This window comes from Streptomyces sp. NK15101, assembly GCF_020400725.1.
In the GTDB taxonomy this organism is placed as follows: Bacteria; Actinomycetota; Actinomycetes; order Streptomycetales; family Streptomycetaceae; genus Streptomyces.
Window position 1 is genome coordinate 1 of the sequence record NZ_JAINVG010000064.1, and the last position, 15,641, is coordinate 15,641.

At 73.9% G+C, this 15,641-nt stretch carries 12 protein-coding genes; 4 read left to right on the plus strand and 8 right to left on the minus strand.

Features of this window, described 5'->3' with window-relative positions; genetic code table 11:
- The first annotated feature begins 234 nt into the window (after positions 1-234).
- Complete coding sequence (locus tag K7G60_RS27775) at positions 235-3,780, plus strand: hypothetical protein (RefSeq protein ID WP_225803694.1); 3,546 nt, start codon at positions 235-237, stop codon at positions 3,778-3,780.
- A 69-nt stretch (positions 3,781-3,849) separates the two neighbouring features.
- Positions 3,850-4,449, plus strand: a complete 600-nt coding sequence (locus tag K7G60_RS27780) for a flavin reductase family protein (RefSeq protein WP_225803695.1) — start codon at positions 3,850-3,852, stop codon at positions 4,447-4,449.
- Between the two features lie 356 nt (positions 4,450-4,805).
- Here the strand turns inward: K7G60_RS27780 and K7G60_RS27785 are convergent, their stop codons facing one another.
- The 3 genes from K7G60_RS27785 to K7G60_RS27795 form a co-directional block, all read right to left on the minus strand.
- On the minus strand, positions 4,806-5,297 hold the full coding sequence (locus K7G60_RS27785) for a hypothetical protein (protein WP_225803696.1): 492 nt from the start codon (positions 5,295-5,297) through the stop codon (positions 4,806-4,808).
- 23 nt (positions 5,298-5,320) lie between these two features.
- Positions 5,321-6,628 carry an MFS transporter gene (locus tag K7G60_RS27790; protein WP_225803697.1) on the minus strand — a complete coding sequence of 436 codons (1,308 nt, stop codon included), beginning with the start codon at positions 6,626-6,628 and terminating at the stop codon, positions 5,321-5,323.
- 79 nt (positions 6,629-6,707) lie between these two features.
- Positions 6,708-7,985, minus strand: coding sequence for an MFS transporter (locus tag K7G60_RS27795; protein WP_374115698.1), 1,278 nt, complete (start codon positions 7,983-7,985; stop codon positions 6,708-6,710).
- Between the two features lie 60 nt (positions 7,986-8,045).
- Between K7G60_RS27795 and K7G60_RS27800 the strand changes: the two genes are divergently transcribed.
- Positions 8,046-9,041: a GlxA family transcriptional regulator gene (locus tag K7G60_RS27800; RefSeq protein ID WP_225803698.1), complete on the plus strand. Its 996-nt coding sequence runs from the start codon at positions 8,046-8,048 to the stop codon at positions 9,039-9,041.
- Here the strand turns inward: K7G60_RS27800 and K7G60_RS27805 are convergent.
- Genes K7G60_RS27805 through K7G60_RS27815 form a run of 3 tightly spaced genes read right to left on the minus strand, consistent with a single transcriptional unit; the run spans position 8,987 to position 12,354 of the window.
- Entirely contained in the window at positions 8,987-10,267 is a 1,281-nt protein-coding gene (locus tag K7G60_RS27805) for an MFS transporter (RefSeq protein ID WP_225803699.1), read from the minus strand. The genes K7G60_RS27800 and K7G60_RS27805 overlap by 55 nt on opposite strands.
- A 54-nt stretch (positions 10,268-10,321) precedes the next feature.
- A complete protein-coding gene (locus K7G60_RS27810; protein ID WP_225803700.1) occupies positions 10,322-11,371 on the minus strand; it encodes a Zn-dependent alcohol dehydrogenase in 1,050 nt (349 codons plus the stop codon).
- The gene (locus K7G60_RS27815; RefSeq protein WP_225803701.1) at positions 11,368-12,354 is read right to left on the minus strand and encodes an SDR family oxidoreductase; all 987 of its coding nucleotides are present in this window, start codon (positions 12,352-12,354) and stop codon (positions 11,368-11,370) included. Before K7G60_RS27815 ends, K7G60_RS27810 begins: the two co-directional genes overlap by 4 nt.
- An 83-nt stretch (positions 12,355-12,437) precedes the next feature.
- Here K7G60_RS27815 and K7G60_RS27820 point away from each other — a divergent pair, with 83 nt between their 5' ends.
- Positions 12,438-13,364 (plus strand): cyclase family protein, encoded by a 927-nt coding sequence (locus K7G60_RS27820; protein WP_225803702.1) that lies wholly within the window; start codon positions 12,438-12,440, stop codon positions 13,362-13,364.
- Between the two features lie 565 nt (positions 13,365-13,929).
- On the opposite strand, the gene K7G60_RS27825 is transcribed toward K7G60_RS27820, so the two are convergent.
- Both K7G60_RS27825 and K7G60_RS27830 read right to left on the minus strand, forming a co-directional pair.
- Positions 13,930-14,367, minus strand: coding sequence for an ATP-binding protein (locus K7G60_RS27825; RefSeq protein ID WP_225803703.1), 438 nt, complete (start codon positions 14,365-14,367; stop codon positions 13,930-13,932).
- Positions 14,368-14,722: 355 nt separating this feature from the next.
- A complete protein-coding gene (locus K7G60_RS27830) occupies positions 14,723-15,640 on the minus strand; it encodes an acyl-CoA dehydrogenase family protein (protein ID WP_225803704.1) in 918 nt (305 codons plus the stop codon).
- Position 15,641: the final 1 nt, after the last annotated feature.

Genomic DNA, 15,641 nt, shown 5'->3' on the forward strand with positions numbered 1-15,641 from the left:
TCGACCCCAGGCCCTACGTCTGGACCAAGACCGCGGACGAGATCCTCGAACGCCTCGCCTCATATCTGAACAGAATTCCTGACTCAGAAGACTAGGGTGTGTCGCGCATATGCCAGACACACCGCTCCGGGGGGGAACGGAATGCCCAACTCCGCGCGCTCGCGCACAAGATCCCGAAGATCCGGAAGATCGCTCTTCCTGGTCCCCGCTCTGCTGACAGCCCTCGTGGGGCCAATGCTCCCGACGGGCACGGCGCTGGCGGCGACGCCGGCCCCGGCGCCGTCCAGCGCGGCACCCGCGCAGGACCCGGCTCCCGCGCCCGACCCCACGACATCCGCGCCCGAGCCGTCCGCGACGACGGACCCGACGCCCGCGCCGACGGTCGAGCCGCCGCCGAACCCGACACCGCCGTCCACGACCGAGGCGTGCCCCGCGCTGCCGCTGACCCCGCTGGGCGCGACGGGAGCTCCCGAGGGCTCCGTGACGCTGGGGGCGAACGAGGAGACCTGCTTCACCGTCACGGCGGAGCAGCAGGGCCTGCACCGCGTGATGCGCGACGGCGCGGCCAACATCCACCTCACTTTCTTCTCGGGCGCCACCCAGGTCTCCTGCGAGCGTGACGAAGCCGATGAGCAGCTCTGTCCGCTCAGCCCGGGCACCTATACCGTCCGCGTGCGCAACCACGCGTGGGCGGACTCGCTGCGCTTCTCCGTCATCCCCCTGACACCGGGACCGAGCTGCCCGGAGATCCCCGGCACCGGTTACGACACCGCCCCGGCAACCGGTCCCGGCACCGGCCGGCTGGGCCTCGTCTGCCACACGTTCCACGCCTCCGCCGGTGACCGAATCACCACCGAGCTGCGCTCCGGGAGGAACTACCTCCACCACTGGATCACCGACGACACCGGCCGGCGGATCTGCCCCGCCTCCTCGTACGACGGCCTCCCCGGCTGCATCCTGCCCCAGGGGGCCGGCGGCTACCGCGTCATCGGCGACCTGTCCCGGGCCACCGACCCCGCCGCGGAGTACAGGCTCCTGGTCCGCCGCCTGTCGAACCCGGAGGGCTGCACCCCGATCACCCCGACCGCCTACGGCACCGCCGCCGTCCAGGCGTCACCGCCGAGCGGGTGCAGGAGCTTCACCCCGCAGGTGAGCCGCCGCTACGAGGCACGGTCCCTCGACACCAACGGCTGGGAGACGCATCTCGACATCTACCACCAGGACGGCCGATCGATCTCCTGCACCCTCATGAACGGTTGCGTCCTCACGGCCGGTGTCACGTACGCGTTCATCAGCGACGACCTGGTCGAGCTGCGCGACCGCGCTTCCGCCGAGGGCTGCACCGAGGACCTCGCCCTTTCGACCCTGTACCACGGCACCCTCACCGGCCTGGGCGAGACCGACTGCCTCACCCTGCCCGCCCCGCAGGGCTCCTCCGTGGTCCTCCGGCCGGACGACGCCGTGCACCTGAGCGTGCTGGACGCCACGGGCAGGGAAGTCTGCTCCTACCGTGACGCGGACGAGGACAGCACCTGCACCCTGACGGGCACCGCCCCGCACCGACTGCTCGTCACGAGTGCGAGGACCTCCGCGCCGACCGGCGCGTACCGGATCCGCGTGGACCGCGCCGACATGCCGGGCGACTGCCGTGTCCTCCCGTCCGGGGATTTCACGGACGACACGCCCCGCGCCGATCTGACGACCGGTGACGGCGTCTTCAACGACTGCCTGACGATCCCGGCGGCCGACCACTCCGCGAGGGAGCTGCTCCAGCTCCGGCGGACGGCGGGAGAGCGCGCGGCCGGCCTGGTGGTCTTCGACGCCTCGGGCAAGTGGGCCTGTTCCCTCCGGGCAGAGGGAAGCTCCGCACAGGAACTGTGCGGGCTGGCCCCGGGAGTGGCACACACCGTCTTCTTCCAGGGCCATGACGCACCGGCCACGTACGCCCTGGTCCGCCAGGATGTCACCGCCACCGCCAAGGGCTGCCCGAGCGGCCCCGCGGCCCCGGTCGGCGGCCCGTCCCTCGACGGCCTCCCCGGTCCGGTCGACGTCTCCCACTGCCACCAGGTGACCGCCGCCGCCACGGACAGGCTCCACCTGACCCTCCGCGGAGCGGGGGACACCGTGCGGTTCGTCGTGTACGACGCGAACGGCGTGGAGGTCTGCACGGACTCCCCGGAGGACTGCGCCCCCACCGGCTCCACCCGGTACCAGGCGGTCGTCACGCCGAACGCCGGGACGGCCCTTCCCTCCCACCACATCGACGCCCTGCGGATCGGCACCGGCACGGTCCCCGCGCCGGAGTGCGTCCGGCTCTCCGACGTGAGCCACGGCTTCGGCCCGCTCACCGACGAGCTGAGCGAGCAGAAGTCCGCGCTCTGCGCGGTGCTGCCGACCGCGGCGAGCGATGCGTTCACGCTCGACTTCTCGTCGACGGGCACGTACGCGACCTGGCCCAAGGCATGGCTCTACGACATCGCCACGGGCCGGAACACCTGCCAGAAGGCGTCCGGTTACTGGTCTCCCGAATACAGCTGTGCCCCGCAGGGCGACACGAAGGCGTCCTTCCCGACCACGCTCGTGATCGGACTGCCCGACCGACCCACGGCGTCCACCACCCCGATCCGGGCGGAGGCCGGGTGCATCGTGGCGGAAGGCGTCTGCGGCCTCGTGCCGTGGACGGTGACGTCGGTGACGCCTGGCACGGTCGGCGCCGGCAAGATCACGATGACCGTCACCGGCACCTCGCTCAGCAGCTGGACCCGGGTCGTCGTCGAGGAGCACGACGACCCGTACGCCTACTTCTACGGGGCCACGTCCACCACGGTCTCCGTCGCGCCCGACCGCCGCAGCATGGTCGTGGCTCTGGACCTGACCGGTGCGCCGGTCGGGCACAGACTGAGTCTTCGCGTGGACTCGGGCAGGGGCGTGGAGTACCGGCCCGCCCCGATCACCATCACGGCCCCGCTCGCCTCCACCGGCGTGCCCGCCATCACGGGCACGGTGGTCGTGGGCGGCAAGGTGACGGCGAGTCCGGGGCCGTGGTCGCCGGTGCCCGACGGGTACGCGTACCAGTGGAAGGCGGACGGCGTCGCCATCTCCGGCGCCACGGCGTCCACCTACACGATTCCCACGGCCCTCCAGGGGAAGCAGCTGACGGTGACGCTGACCGCGCGCAAGGCCGGCCACCCGAACGCGACCGCCACCACCCGGCCCGTGGTCGTGAAGGGCGTCGCGCCCAGGCCGACCACGGTGCCGTACATGTCCGGGGCCGTGCGGGTCGGCGGCAAGGTGACGGCCGTCGTCGGCGCCTGGTCGCCGACGCCGACCTCGTACGCGTACCAGTGGCGGGCGAACGGCGTGGCGATCTCCGGCGCGACCGGTTCCTCGTACGTGCCCGTCCCGGCCGTCCTCGGCAAGAAGCTCACGGTGACCGTGACGGCGCTGCGGACCGGGCACCTGAGCGGGGCGTACACGACGGCGGGGGTCGCCGTCGCCCTGGGCCTCGCGCCGAAGGCGACGAGCGCGCCGTACCTCACGGGCACGGTCCGCGTCGGTCGGACGCTCACCCTGAACCGGGGTGCGTGGACGCCGGCGCCGACCTCGTACGCCTACCAGTGGTACGCGAGCGGGCGGGCCATCAGCGGGGCGACGCGGACGACGTACACGCTGACGTCGGCCCAGCGCGGACTGAGGATCACCGTCCGGGTGACGGCGCTGCGGACCGGGCACACGTCCGGTGTCGCGTGGACCCGGGCGACGGGAGCCGTCGCGGGCTGACCGGAGCCGGTGGCCGTCGTCCCCGAAGGGTTCTCATCTGATGCACCGTCAGGTTCAATGGACGGTGTGATGGGACATGCGGGGATGGCGGCCACCGCCGTCCGACACCTGAGAGCGGCCGGTTCGCCGACGGCCGTGGAACCACTGCCCCGGCCGGATCTGCGCGCGGTCGGGGAGAACGAACGGGCCCCCGTCGACCCCGGCGAATTCCGCCGCGTCCTGGGCCACTTCGCCAGCGGCGTCACCGTCGTGACGGCCCTCGACGCGGACGGGCCGACGGGCTTCGCCTGCCAGTCCTTCGCCTCGCTCTCCCTCGACCCGCCCCTCGTGGCCTTCATGGTCGCCCGTACGTCGACCACCTGGCCCCGGATCGCGGCGGCCGGTACCTTCTGCGTCAACGTCCTCGGGGCCGGGCAGGGCGAGCTGTGCCGGTCGTTCGCGGTGAGCGGCGCGGACAAGTTCGCGGGCGTCTCATGGGCCCCGGCCCCGGCCACCGGCTCCCCGCGCCTCGCCGGCGCGCCCGCCTGGATCGACTGCACGATCACCGCGGTCCACACGGGCGGGGACCATCTGATCGTGGTGGGGCGGGTGGAGTCGCTGGACGCGACGGAGGGGACTGGGGATCCTCTGCTTTTCCACCGGGGGCGGTTCGGGCGGTTCAGCGCGTAGGCCCCCGTCGTCCGTTGTGGGCGGTCGTTCCGCCGGGGCGGTGCCCACCCCCGCCTCGCCCCGTTGTGGGCGGTCGTTCCGCCGGGGCAAGGGGGTCCCCCCTGCTCGAGCGGAGCCGAGAGCTTGGGGGAGGGTGGGCACAACGGACGGCGCCCCTTGCCGGGCCCAGGCTCCCGCGCCTGAACGGCCACCACCGGTGCGCCGCACACGGGGTGCGGGTCCAGGCGCGGAACGCGGAGGCCCCGCGAAGGGCGCCGTCCCGTGTGCCCACCCGTCCCGCCCCAGCGGGACGACCGCCCACACGGCAGGTGGCGGAGGGGCACCGCCCCCGCCGGGTGCGGGTCCGTGTCGCAAGGTCAGGCCGCAGCGATCCCGCCCAGCATGGAGACCGTCAGGACCGCCACCGTGCCCCACAGGAGCAGCCCGACGAAGTAGCCCTTCCGGGCGGGGCGGGTGAGGAGGGCCGCCACGGCGACGCAGACCGCCCCCACGAGCCACCCCTCCCACCCCGCGAGCGGCAGCAGCAGCGCCCCCGCGGCGGTCGACAGGAGCAGCTGCCACCACAGGGCGCGGCTTCCGGTCCGCCGCGCCAGGTCCTCGCCGAGCAGCACCGTCGGCAGCACGATCGCCGCGGAGACCCCCGCGGCGGCCAGCAGCGCCAGCAGCGACACGAGCGGAAGCGCCAGCAGCGTCAGGGCGCTGACGCGCTCCTCGCCCGGCTCCGGCTGCCCGGCCTCGCCGAACACCATCCCCAGGACCAGGGCCAGCGCCGCCTCCAGCAACAGCACCAGGGTCGAGACCCTCAGCATCCGGGCAAAGCTCCGCGCGCCCTCGTCAGGACCGCTCATCGGCGATCACCCCCCGAGAGGCATCATGCTCCTGCCGGGGACGGCGGCTCCGTCCGGGGTCGGCTGATGACCAGGGCCATCAGGGCCGCCGCCGCGCACAGTGCGCCCGAGGCGTACCAGACGACGTCGTACGTGCCGAAGACGTCGCGGGCCACGCCGCCCGCGAAGGCGACGGCCGCGGCGCCGACCTGGTGGGAGGCGAGGACCCAGCCGAAGACGATCGCCGAGTCCTCGCCGTAGTGCTCGCGGCACAGGGCGATCGTGGGCGGGACGGTGGCGACCCAGTCGAGGCCGTAGAAGACGATGAAGAAGAGCATCGGGGGGTGCACCGAGGGCGCCAGGAGCATGGGGAGGAACAGCAGCGAGACCCCCCGCAGCGCGTAGTAGACCGCCAGCAGCCGACGCGGCGAGAAGCGGTCCGTGAACCAGCCCGAGGCCACCGTGCCGACGACGTCGAAGACGCCGATCACCGCGAGCAGTCCGGCCGCCGCCGTCACGGGCATGCCGTGGTCGTGGGCGGCGGGCACGAAGTGGGTCTTGACGAGGCCGTTCGTCGAGGCGCCGCAGATCGCGAAGGAACCGGCGAGGAGCCAGAAGGGGCCGGTGCGGGCCGCCCTGAGGAGGACGGCGATCGCGCGGCGGGCCGCACCGGGGACGGGGGCGGGCTTGTCGGCGTGCTCCCCGCCGTACGGGGCGAGCCCGACGTCCGCCGGGTGGTCGCGGAGCAGCAGCCAGACGAAGGGGACGACGGTGAGGGCCGCCAGGGCCACCGTCACCGCGGCGGGGCGCCAGCCCTGGTGCTCCACCAGCCAGGAGAGCAGGGGCAGGAAGATCAGCTGGCCCGAGGCGCCCGCCGCCGTGAGGATGCCCGTCACCAGCCCCCGCCGCGCGACGAACCAGCGGTTCGTGACCGTCGCGGCGAAGGCCAGCGCCATGGAGCCGCTGCCGAGGCCGACGAGGACGCCCCAGTAGAGGACGAGCTGCCAGGCCGCCGTCATCCGGACGGTGAGGAGGGAGCCCAGCGCGATCACGCTCAGGGCCACCGCCACCACCCTGCGGATGCCGAAGCGGTCCATGAGCGCGGCGGCGAACGGCGCCGTCAGTCCGTAGAGGGCGAGGTTCACCGAGACGGCGAAGCCGATGGTGCCGCGCGACCAGTGGAACTCCTCGTGCAGCGGTTCGATCAGCAGGCCGGGCAGGGAGGCGAAGGCCGCCGCGCCGATGATCGTGACGAAGGTGACCGCCGCGACGAACCAGGCGCGGTGGACGCGGGGGGTGCGGAGCGGTCGGCCGGCCGGTGTACGGGCGGACGTCTCGGTTGTCTGGGCCATGCCACCGAGCATTCCGGGCCGGTTCCTCCCCCGCCATTGGCCCGAATGACAGGTTTCCAAAGGATCGGGACATGCGCCCTCAGATGCGCGGCAGCGTCCTGATCGGGCGCGCGACCAGCAGCGCCGCCACCACGAGCACCGCGATCCCCGCCCCCGTGAGCAGCACCTCCTCCGTGCCGACCGCCGCCGCCACCGGCCCCGACAGGGTGCGGCCGACGCCCATCATCAGGAGCGAGCCGGCCACGTCGTACGCGTGCATCCGGTTCAGGGCCTCCTGCGGCACGTGCGTCTGGACCGAGGTGGACCACATGACCAGCCAGAAGGCGAAGGCCGCCCCGCCGACGAACTGCCCGGCGCCGAGGACCCCGACCGGCGCGCCCGTGCCGAGCAGGGCGAGGCTCACGGGGAGGCCGAGGAGCGCCACCGCGCCCGCCGCGAGGGGGCGGCGCGGGCGCAGTCGGATCGCGAGGAGGCCGCCGACGGCGCTGCCGGCGCCGTTGACGGCCATGAGCACGCCGTACGCCGCCGCGCCGTGCTCCTCGGTGACGAGGCTCGCGGTGAGCGGGACCATGGGTCCGGCGACGGTCAGTCCGTACACCGTCCAGATGGAGATGACGCCCCAGAGCCAGCTCCGGGCACGGAACTCCCGCCAGCCGCCGGCGAGTTCGGCGCCGAGGGAGGCGCGGGGGACGGAGTCGGAGGGGATCGGGGGAAGCCGCATCAGCAGGAAGCAGACGGCGCTGACCGCGAAGGTGGCGCCGTTGACGGCGAAGGCCGCGCCCGCGTTCCAGACGGCGACGAGCAGGCCGGCGGCGGCCGGTCCCGCCATGGTCATCAGGGCTTCGACGACCCGCAGGACGGCGTTGGCCCGCTGCACGTCGGGGGCGATGCGGGGGATGGTGGAGGCGACGCCCGGCTGGAAGAGGGCGGCGCCGACGCCGCTGAGGACGGAGAGGGCGTAGACCGCCCAGAGCGGCGGGCCGCCGAGCGTGAAGGAGACGGCGAGGACGGCGGCGCCGGGCAGCCGCAGGAGGTCGGCGAGGATCATCATGCGGCGGGCGGTGAAGCGGTCGGCGAGGACGCCGCCGAAGAGCACGAAGAGCGCGAAGGCGGCGGTCCAGCCGCCCAGCGCGTAGCCGACGGTGGAGCCGGGGTGGCCGGCGCCGAGGAGGCCGGCGGCGAAGGCGACCGGGACCATGCCCTCGCCGAGGACGGCGACGCCGCGGGCGACGAAGAAGAGCCGGAAGTTACGGTTCCACAGCGTGGTCGGCGCGGGCGGCTGCTGTGCGGCCGGCGCGACCGGGACGGGAATCCGCCCGGGGGCCTCAGACTTGTACGTGTTGTCCGTCACGGACACGTACTCGTACCAGCCCTATGGTCTGGACCACCACCGATTAACGGAGGGAGCACCCCGCCCGTGCAGCAGCCGCACCGCGTCGCCGTCCTCGCCCTGCCCGGCCTCCTCCCCTTCGAGCTGGGCATCCCGCACCGCATCTTCGGCCGCGCGAAGGACCCCGGGGGCCGGCCGCTGTACGAGATCGTGACCTGCGCCCCGAAGGCCGGTCCGGTGCCGACGGACGCCGACTTCTCGATCCACGTCGAGCACGGCCCGGAGGCCCTCGCGACCGCCGACACGGTCGTCGTGCCCGCCTCGTACGAGCTCGGTCCGGTCCACGAGGAGGGCAGGCTCCCCGAGGAGCTGGCCGCGGCGCTCGGCCACATCAGGCCCGGCACCCGGCTCGTCTCCATCTGCACCGGCGGGTACGTGCTCGCCGCCGCCGGCTTCCTCGACGGGCGCCCGGCCACCACCCACTGGGCGTCCGCCGAGCACTTCCAGCGCCTCTTCCCGAGCGTGCGGGTCGACGCCGACGTCCTCTTCATCGACGACGGCGACGTCCTCACCTCGGCCGGGGTGGCGGCCGGGATCGACCTCTGCCTGCACATCGTGCGCCGCGACCACGGCACGGCCGTCGCCAACGAGGTCGCCCGCCGGACCGTCGTACCGCCCCACCGGGACGGTGGCCAGGCCCAGTACATCGAGCGGCCCCTGCCGGAGAGCGGCACCCACACCACGACCACCGCGCGGGCCTGGGCGCTGGCCCACCTCCACGAGCCGATCCAGCTGCGGGACCTGGCGGAGAAGGAGGCGATGAGCGTCCGGACGTTCACCCGCCGCTTCCGCGACGAGGTCGGCCTCAGCCCCGGCCAGTGGCTCACCCAGCAGCGCGTCGAACGCGCCCGGCACCTCCTGGAGTCCACCGGCCTGCCCATCGACCGGGTCGCCCGGGACGCCGGCTTCGGCACGGCCCAGTCGCTGCGGGTGCACCTGATGAGCGCGATCGGGGTGACCCCGACGTCCTACCGGCGGACGTTCCGCTCGGGTGCCTCCGCGGCGGCGTCCGCCGCGACCTGAGCACCGGGCGCGACCCCCACGGCACCGGGCGCGACTCCCGCCCGGACCTCCGGCACGTCGGGGGTGCGCCGGGACAGCCGCCGCTCCCCCACCGCGCCGATCGCCGTGAGCAGCGCCGTGAGGCCCACCCCGCAGAGGATCGCCGTCGACGGGGCCACCACCTCCAGCAGCCCGCCGGCGAGGCTGCCGCCGGCCGCGTAACCGGCGCCCACCGCCGCGTACATGACCGAGTACCCGGCGGCGAGCGCGCCCGGCGGGAGGACCTGCCGGAGCTGCAGGTTCCGGGTGAGGCTCGCCGGGGCCTGGAGGAGGCCGGCGGCCACCAGGGCGACCGCGATCGCCGCCGTCCAGGGCAGTACGGCGACCAGCGCGACGCCCGCGGCCACGCCGAGGACCAGGACCATGGACTGGACGGCCGGCGGGCCGGGCCAGCCCTCCCGGAGGCCGTACAGGAACGCGCCGACCGCCGAGCCGATCGAGAAGCCGGCGAGCAGCGGGCCCGCCCAGCCGATGCCGATCCCGCGCTGTTCGAGGAGGGCGGGCAGGATGAGTTCGGCGAGCGCGAGCAGGGTGAGGCCGGCGGCTCCCAGGACGTACACGGGCCAGGCCCGCAGCAGGGTCCGCCGCATCGACGCCCCCTTCTCCTGCGCCTCGGCGGACCAGCCGGCCGGCAGCAGCCGCAGCCCGGCCACCGAGAGCCCCGTCAGGAGGCCTTGCAGCAGCAGCGGCACCGCCGGGCCGACGCCGAGCGCCAGGCCGGTGGTGAGCGCGGGTGCGGCCGCCCAGAGGAGGAAGGTCGTCATCGACTCCACGCTCATCGCCTGGTTGACGGCCCGCTCCGGGACGAGGCTGGTGAGCAGGGCCCGCAGCGCGCCGGGCACGGCGGCGGGTCCGGTGCCCGCGACCAGCGCGAGGGCGGCGAGGACGACGGGGTGGGCACCGGGCGCGAGCCCGAGCCCGGTGAACCCGGCGGCGCCGACCGCGAGCCCGGCGACGAGCTGCGGCCGGGCCCGCTCCGCGTTCAGCCGCATGCCGAGGACGGGCGCGGCGAGGATCTCCCCGAGGACGTACACGGCGGCGAGGGCCGCCCCGAGCGTGTAGCCGCCGGGCCGCTCCCGCACGAGGAACACGAGCGCGAGCGGCGCCATGGCGACGGGCAGCCGGCCGGTGACCATGACGGCGGACCAGGCGAGGACGGAGCGGGTGGCGAGCTCGCGGTAGGACATGACCGGGACCGTAACGGCCGACGGCTCCGGGCCCCACCGCGTTTCGCGGGTCGGTCAGAAGGTGAGCACGCCCCGCGCCACCTTCCCCCGTTCCGCGTCCTGGACGGCCCGTGCGAAGTCCTCCACGGGGTAGGTCCGGGTCACCAGTTCGTCGAGGAGGAGGGTTCCGGAGCGGTACAGCTCCGCGTAGAGGGCGATGTCCTTCTGCGGGCGGGAGGAGCCGTACCGGCAGCCCAGGATCGACTTGTCCAGGAACATCGCGGCCGGCGGGAAGCTCGCCTCCGCCTTCGGCGCGGTCATGCCGAGCAGGACCGCCTGGCCGTGCCGGTCGAGGAGGTCGATCGCGGTCCGGACGAGACCGGTGTGGCCGACGCACTCGAAGACGTGGTCGGCGCCGGTGGGCAGGACGTCCCGCACGCCGTCGGCGGAGGCGAGGAAGTGGGTCGCCCCGAACCGCCGGGCCACCGCCTCCTTCTCCGGGTTCGTGTCGACGGCGACGATCGTCAGCGCGCCCGCGATCCGCGCGCCCTGGAGGACGTTCAGGCCGATGCCGCCGGTGCCGATGACGACGACGGTGTCGCCGCGGTCGACCTTCGCCCGGTTCAGTACGGCTCCGACGCCGGTGAGGACGCCGCAGCCCATGAGGGCGGCGGAGGTCAGCGGGATGTCCTTCGGGATCTTCACGGCCTGGACGGCCTTGACGACGGTCCGCTCGGCGAAGGCCGAGTTCGAGGCGAACTGGTGGAGGGGCCGCCCGTCGCGCGAGAACGGCTGCCCCGGCATCCCGATCGCCTTCCGGCACATGGTCGGCCGGCCCCGGTCGCAGTCGGCGCAGGCGCCGCAGTTCGCGAGGGTGGACAGGGCGACGTGGTCGCCGGGCGTGACGTGGACGACCCCCGGGCCGACGGCCCGGACGACACCGGCGCCCTCGTGGCCGAGGACGACGGGCGGGGGGAAGGGGATGGTCCCGTCGACGACGGACAGATCGCTGTGGCAGAGCCCGGCGGCGGCGATCGCCACGAGCACCTCGCCGGGGCCGGGGTCCCGCACCTCCAGGTCGTCGACGACCTGGACCCGCTTCCCGTCGAAGACGACGCCTCTCATGACCGCTCCCCCTCGCCGGCGCCGGGGCGCGTGCCCGCGTCGGAACGCTCACCGACGCCGGAGCGCGCGCCCGCGTTGGGGCGCGCGCCCTCCGCCGCCGCCTTCGCCATCTCCTCCAGGCGCGCCAGCATCGGCATCGGGTCCGTCCCCACCGTCCCCGGCAGGAAGTCCGCGATGCGTTCGGGGGTCCACGCGCCGCCCTCGGCGTAGCCCGCGCGCAGTTCCCGGGGCTGGGCCCAGACCGCGATCTTGGGGCCGGCGACGGTGTACACCTGGCCGGTGATCCGTTCCTCCCTGGCCCGCTCGCTCAGCAGGTAGACGACGAGCGCGGCCACGTCCTCCGGTTCGCCGATCTCCTTGAGCTCCATGGGGACGTTCGCGGACATCCGGGTGCGCGCCACGGGCGCGACCGCGTTCGCGGTGACCCCGTACTTGTGGAGGCCGAGGGCCGCGCTCCGCACGAGGGAGATGATCCCGCCCTTCGCCGCCGAGTAGTTGGCCTGGGCCACGGAGCCCTGGTGGTTGCCGCTGGTGAAGCCGATGAGGGTCCCGGTGCCCTGCTTGCGCATGACCGCCGACGCCGCCCGGAAGACGGTGAAGGTGCCCTTCAGGTGGGTGGCGACGACCGGGTCCCACTCCTCCTCGGACATGTTGAAGAGCATCCGCTCGCGCAGGATGCCGGCGACGCACACGACCCCGTCGACGCGTCCGTACGCGGTGAGGGCGGTCTCGACGACCCGCGCCCCGCCCGCCATCGTGGAGACGTCGTCCGCGACGGCGACGGCGGTCCCGCCCGCCGCCTCGATCTCCTTCACGACCGTCGCGGCGATCTCCGAGGTCGGCTCGCCGCCCCCGATCGACACCCCGTAGTCGTTGACGACGACCTTCGCGCCCTCCGCCGCGCAGGCGAGGGCGACGGCGCGGCCGATGCCGCGCCCCGCTCCCGTCACGGCGACGACCTTGCCAGCCAAGAAGTTCCCCACGCCCGGCCCCTTCCCGCGGTTTCTGACGGACCGTTAGATTTAAGGCCCGCCGGGTCCGCGAGCACAAGACCTCAGGAGGTCCCATGTCCCTGCCCGCCGAGTTCCACGGCATCGCCGAGCGCGTGAACAACTGGGGCCGCTGGGGGGCCGACGACGAGATCGGAACGCTGAACCTGATCACCGGGGACGTGGTGCGGGCCGCCGTCGGCGAGGTCCGCACCGGCCGCCGGATACCGCTCGCGCTTCCGCTGAAGGAGGACGGCGTCCAGGCGGGACTGATCCCGGGACGGATCAACCCCCTCCACAGCATGGTCCAGATCAACCAGGAGATCTTCGGCCCGGGCACGGTGGCCTGCAGCGACGACGCCGTCACCATGGGCCTGCAGGCGGCCACCCACTGGGACGCGCTGACCCACGTCTCCCACTCGGGGAGGATCTACAACGGCCGCCCCGCCACGACCATCACCGCCCACTCGCGCGCCGAGTTCAGCGGCATCGACAAGGCCGCCCCCATCGTCTCGCGCGGGGTCCTGCTCGACGTGGCCCGTGCGAAGGGCGTGGACCGGCTGCCGGGGGGCCATGCCGTGACCCCCGAAGACCTCGCGGAGGCGGAGGAGTTCGGGCGGGTCACCGTACGGGCGGGGGACATCGTGCTGGTCCGCACCGGCCAGATCCAGGTCTACCTGGCCGGCGACAGACACGGTTACGGCTTCCCGTCGCCGGGGCTGTCCGTCCGCACCCCGGAGTGGTTCCACGCCAGGGACGTGGCGGCCGTCGCCAACGACACCCTCACCTTCGAGATCTTCCCGCCGGAGATCGAGAACCTCTGGCTGCCCGTCCACGCTCTCGACCTGGTCGAGATGGGCATGCACCAGGGCCAGAACTGGAACCTCGAAGCCCTGTCCACAGCCTGTGCGGAAGAGGGCCGTTACGGCTTCCTCCTCTCCGCGATGGCCGAGCCCTTCGTCGGCGGCACGGGCACACCGGTGGCGCCGGTGGCGATCCTCTAGGAGCCCTCGGGAGCGGATCTCCGGTCCAGCGCCTCCGGGAAGGGACTCCGGCCCAGTGCGGGCCCCTGAAGCGCCACTGCTGGTCGAACCCCGGGTCCCACGGGTACGCCTGGAGGACGTTCGCCGCGTGGGCGACACTGCCGTGGGCGACGATCTCGTACCAGCCGGTGCCCACGGGCCGTTGCCGCATCGCCCCCGCCGGGACCGTCAGACCCCAGAGGCCGCTGGCCACGGCGACGTCGAAACAGGCCCACGTGCGGGCGGTTCTACGTCTCTCCCATACACGGGCCGCACGTTCCACACGGTGCACTCGGTTCCTGGCCGTGGTTTCTTCTCTCTCGAAACCGGCTCTCCCCCACCTCACCCGGCCTAGGACGCACCCCACCCCCACGCACCCCGGCCCGGGCCGGCACGTTCCAGCGGGTGGCGGCGCACTCGCGCGCGCCCCGAGCACGGCACGACCCGCCGCCACCCGGCTGCGACCCGCACACGCCGAGGGCACACGGCCCTCGGCTCCCCTCGCCACGAATCGCTCACCCCAGGGTGGGCAAAACGGAACGAACCGTCAACAGTGCACCCGTCCAGGGGACAAGGACGGCACCGGGGACACGGGCGCCATCCGGCCCACCTCGCACCAGATGCTCTTGCCGGCGCCCTCCGGCTGCCAGCCCCAGCGGTCCGCGAGGCCGTCCACCAGCTCCAGGCCGCGCCCGTTGGTGTCCTCGCCCTCCGCGTGCCGGGGCCGCGGCGGCCGGTCACTCGTGTCGGCCACCTCGACCCGCACCCCGCCCTCCGCGGCGAACAGCATCCGCAGCACCGCCGGACAGCCGGTGTGCACCACGGCGTTGGTCACGAGTTCGGAGATCAGCAGCACCAGCGTCTCGGCGAGCGACTCGTCGTCCCCTATGCCCGACCCGGCGAGCCGCGAACGGGCCCACCTCCGGGCTCGCCCCACCTCCGCCGGGTCCGGCCCGACCACCAACTGAACCTGAAGCACCTGCACCGCTCACACCATCCGAACCGGCGGACAACACACCTTCACGGAACGTGATTCCCTTGTGGGACAGCATGGTTGACGTACAGTCACCGCAACAAGCGCTTCGGGCATATTCCAGCGCGAAGGAGTACGCGTGGTCCATACTGTGCGACGCACGCTGCGGGTAGTCGAACGCCGGGCGCGAGCGGCGGGCATTCCCGGCCGCGGAGCCGCCACAGGGGCGACACCGGGACGATCCGGGCCGACGAGCACTCGCATCCCACGGAGCGTACCGGAGCCGGAGGCCGACTCCGGGCCGTGACGGCCCCGTCGAAGGACACAACCCGATATCGACATTCCGCCACCCTCCGGGCACGCAGCGCTACAGCCCCGCCGCCACCGTCTCCTCCGCCCGCGCCGCGGGCATCCGCAGCTCGGCCCGCACCCAGGCCCGCTTCAGGTGCAGGTGCACGTCCGCCTCCCAGGTGAAGCCCATCCCGCCGTGCACCTGGAGACAGTCCCGCGCGTTGCCGACGGCGGCCTCGTCGGCGAGGAGCTTGGCCCCCGCGATCTCGACGGGATCGCCGGTCACGGACGCGGCCCACACGGCCGCCCGCGCGAGCTCGGCCCGCACGAGCATCCCGGCGCACAGGTGCTTCACCGCCTGGAACCCCCCGATGACCTGCCCGAACTGCTCCCGCCGCCGAGCGTGTGAAACGGCCATGTCGGTGGTGGCCCGCGCGCTTCCGACCTGCTCGGCGGCGGTGAGCAGGGCCTCCGTCAGCCCCGTCGCGGGCAGGCGCCCCGCAGGGCGAGGGGGGTACCCCCCGCTCGGGGAAGGGCGGGCGCGCCCCCCGGGCCCGGGCACCCGATGGAGCGGCGTCAGCGGATCGACGGACCGCACCGGCACGGCACCGTCCACGTCCCCCAGCACCACGTCGGCCTCGTCCAGCCAGGGAACGAGCCCCTCCGAGGCATCGGTCACCACGACGGCCCCCTCCGCGGCGCCCGGAACGGAACCCGCGGCCAGGTGCGTCGCGACCAGCGGCCCCGGCAGCAGCACCCTTCCCGCCTCCTCGAAGACGAGCACCGCCTCGGGGAGCCCGAGCCCCACGCCCCCCTCCTCCTCCGGGAGCCGGAGCGCGAAGAACCCGGCGTCGCCGAGCTCCCGCCACAGCTCCCGGTCCAAGGAGGCCTCGGAGACGGCCGCCCGCAGCGCCTCCCGGTCGAAGAGCCGCGCGAGCAGTTCCCGCACCCCTCGCCGCAACGCCCTCTGGTCCTCCGTGAGTCGGAAGTCCACG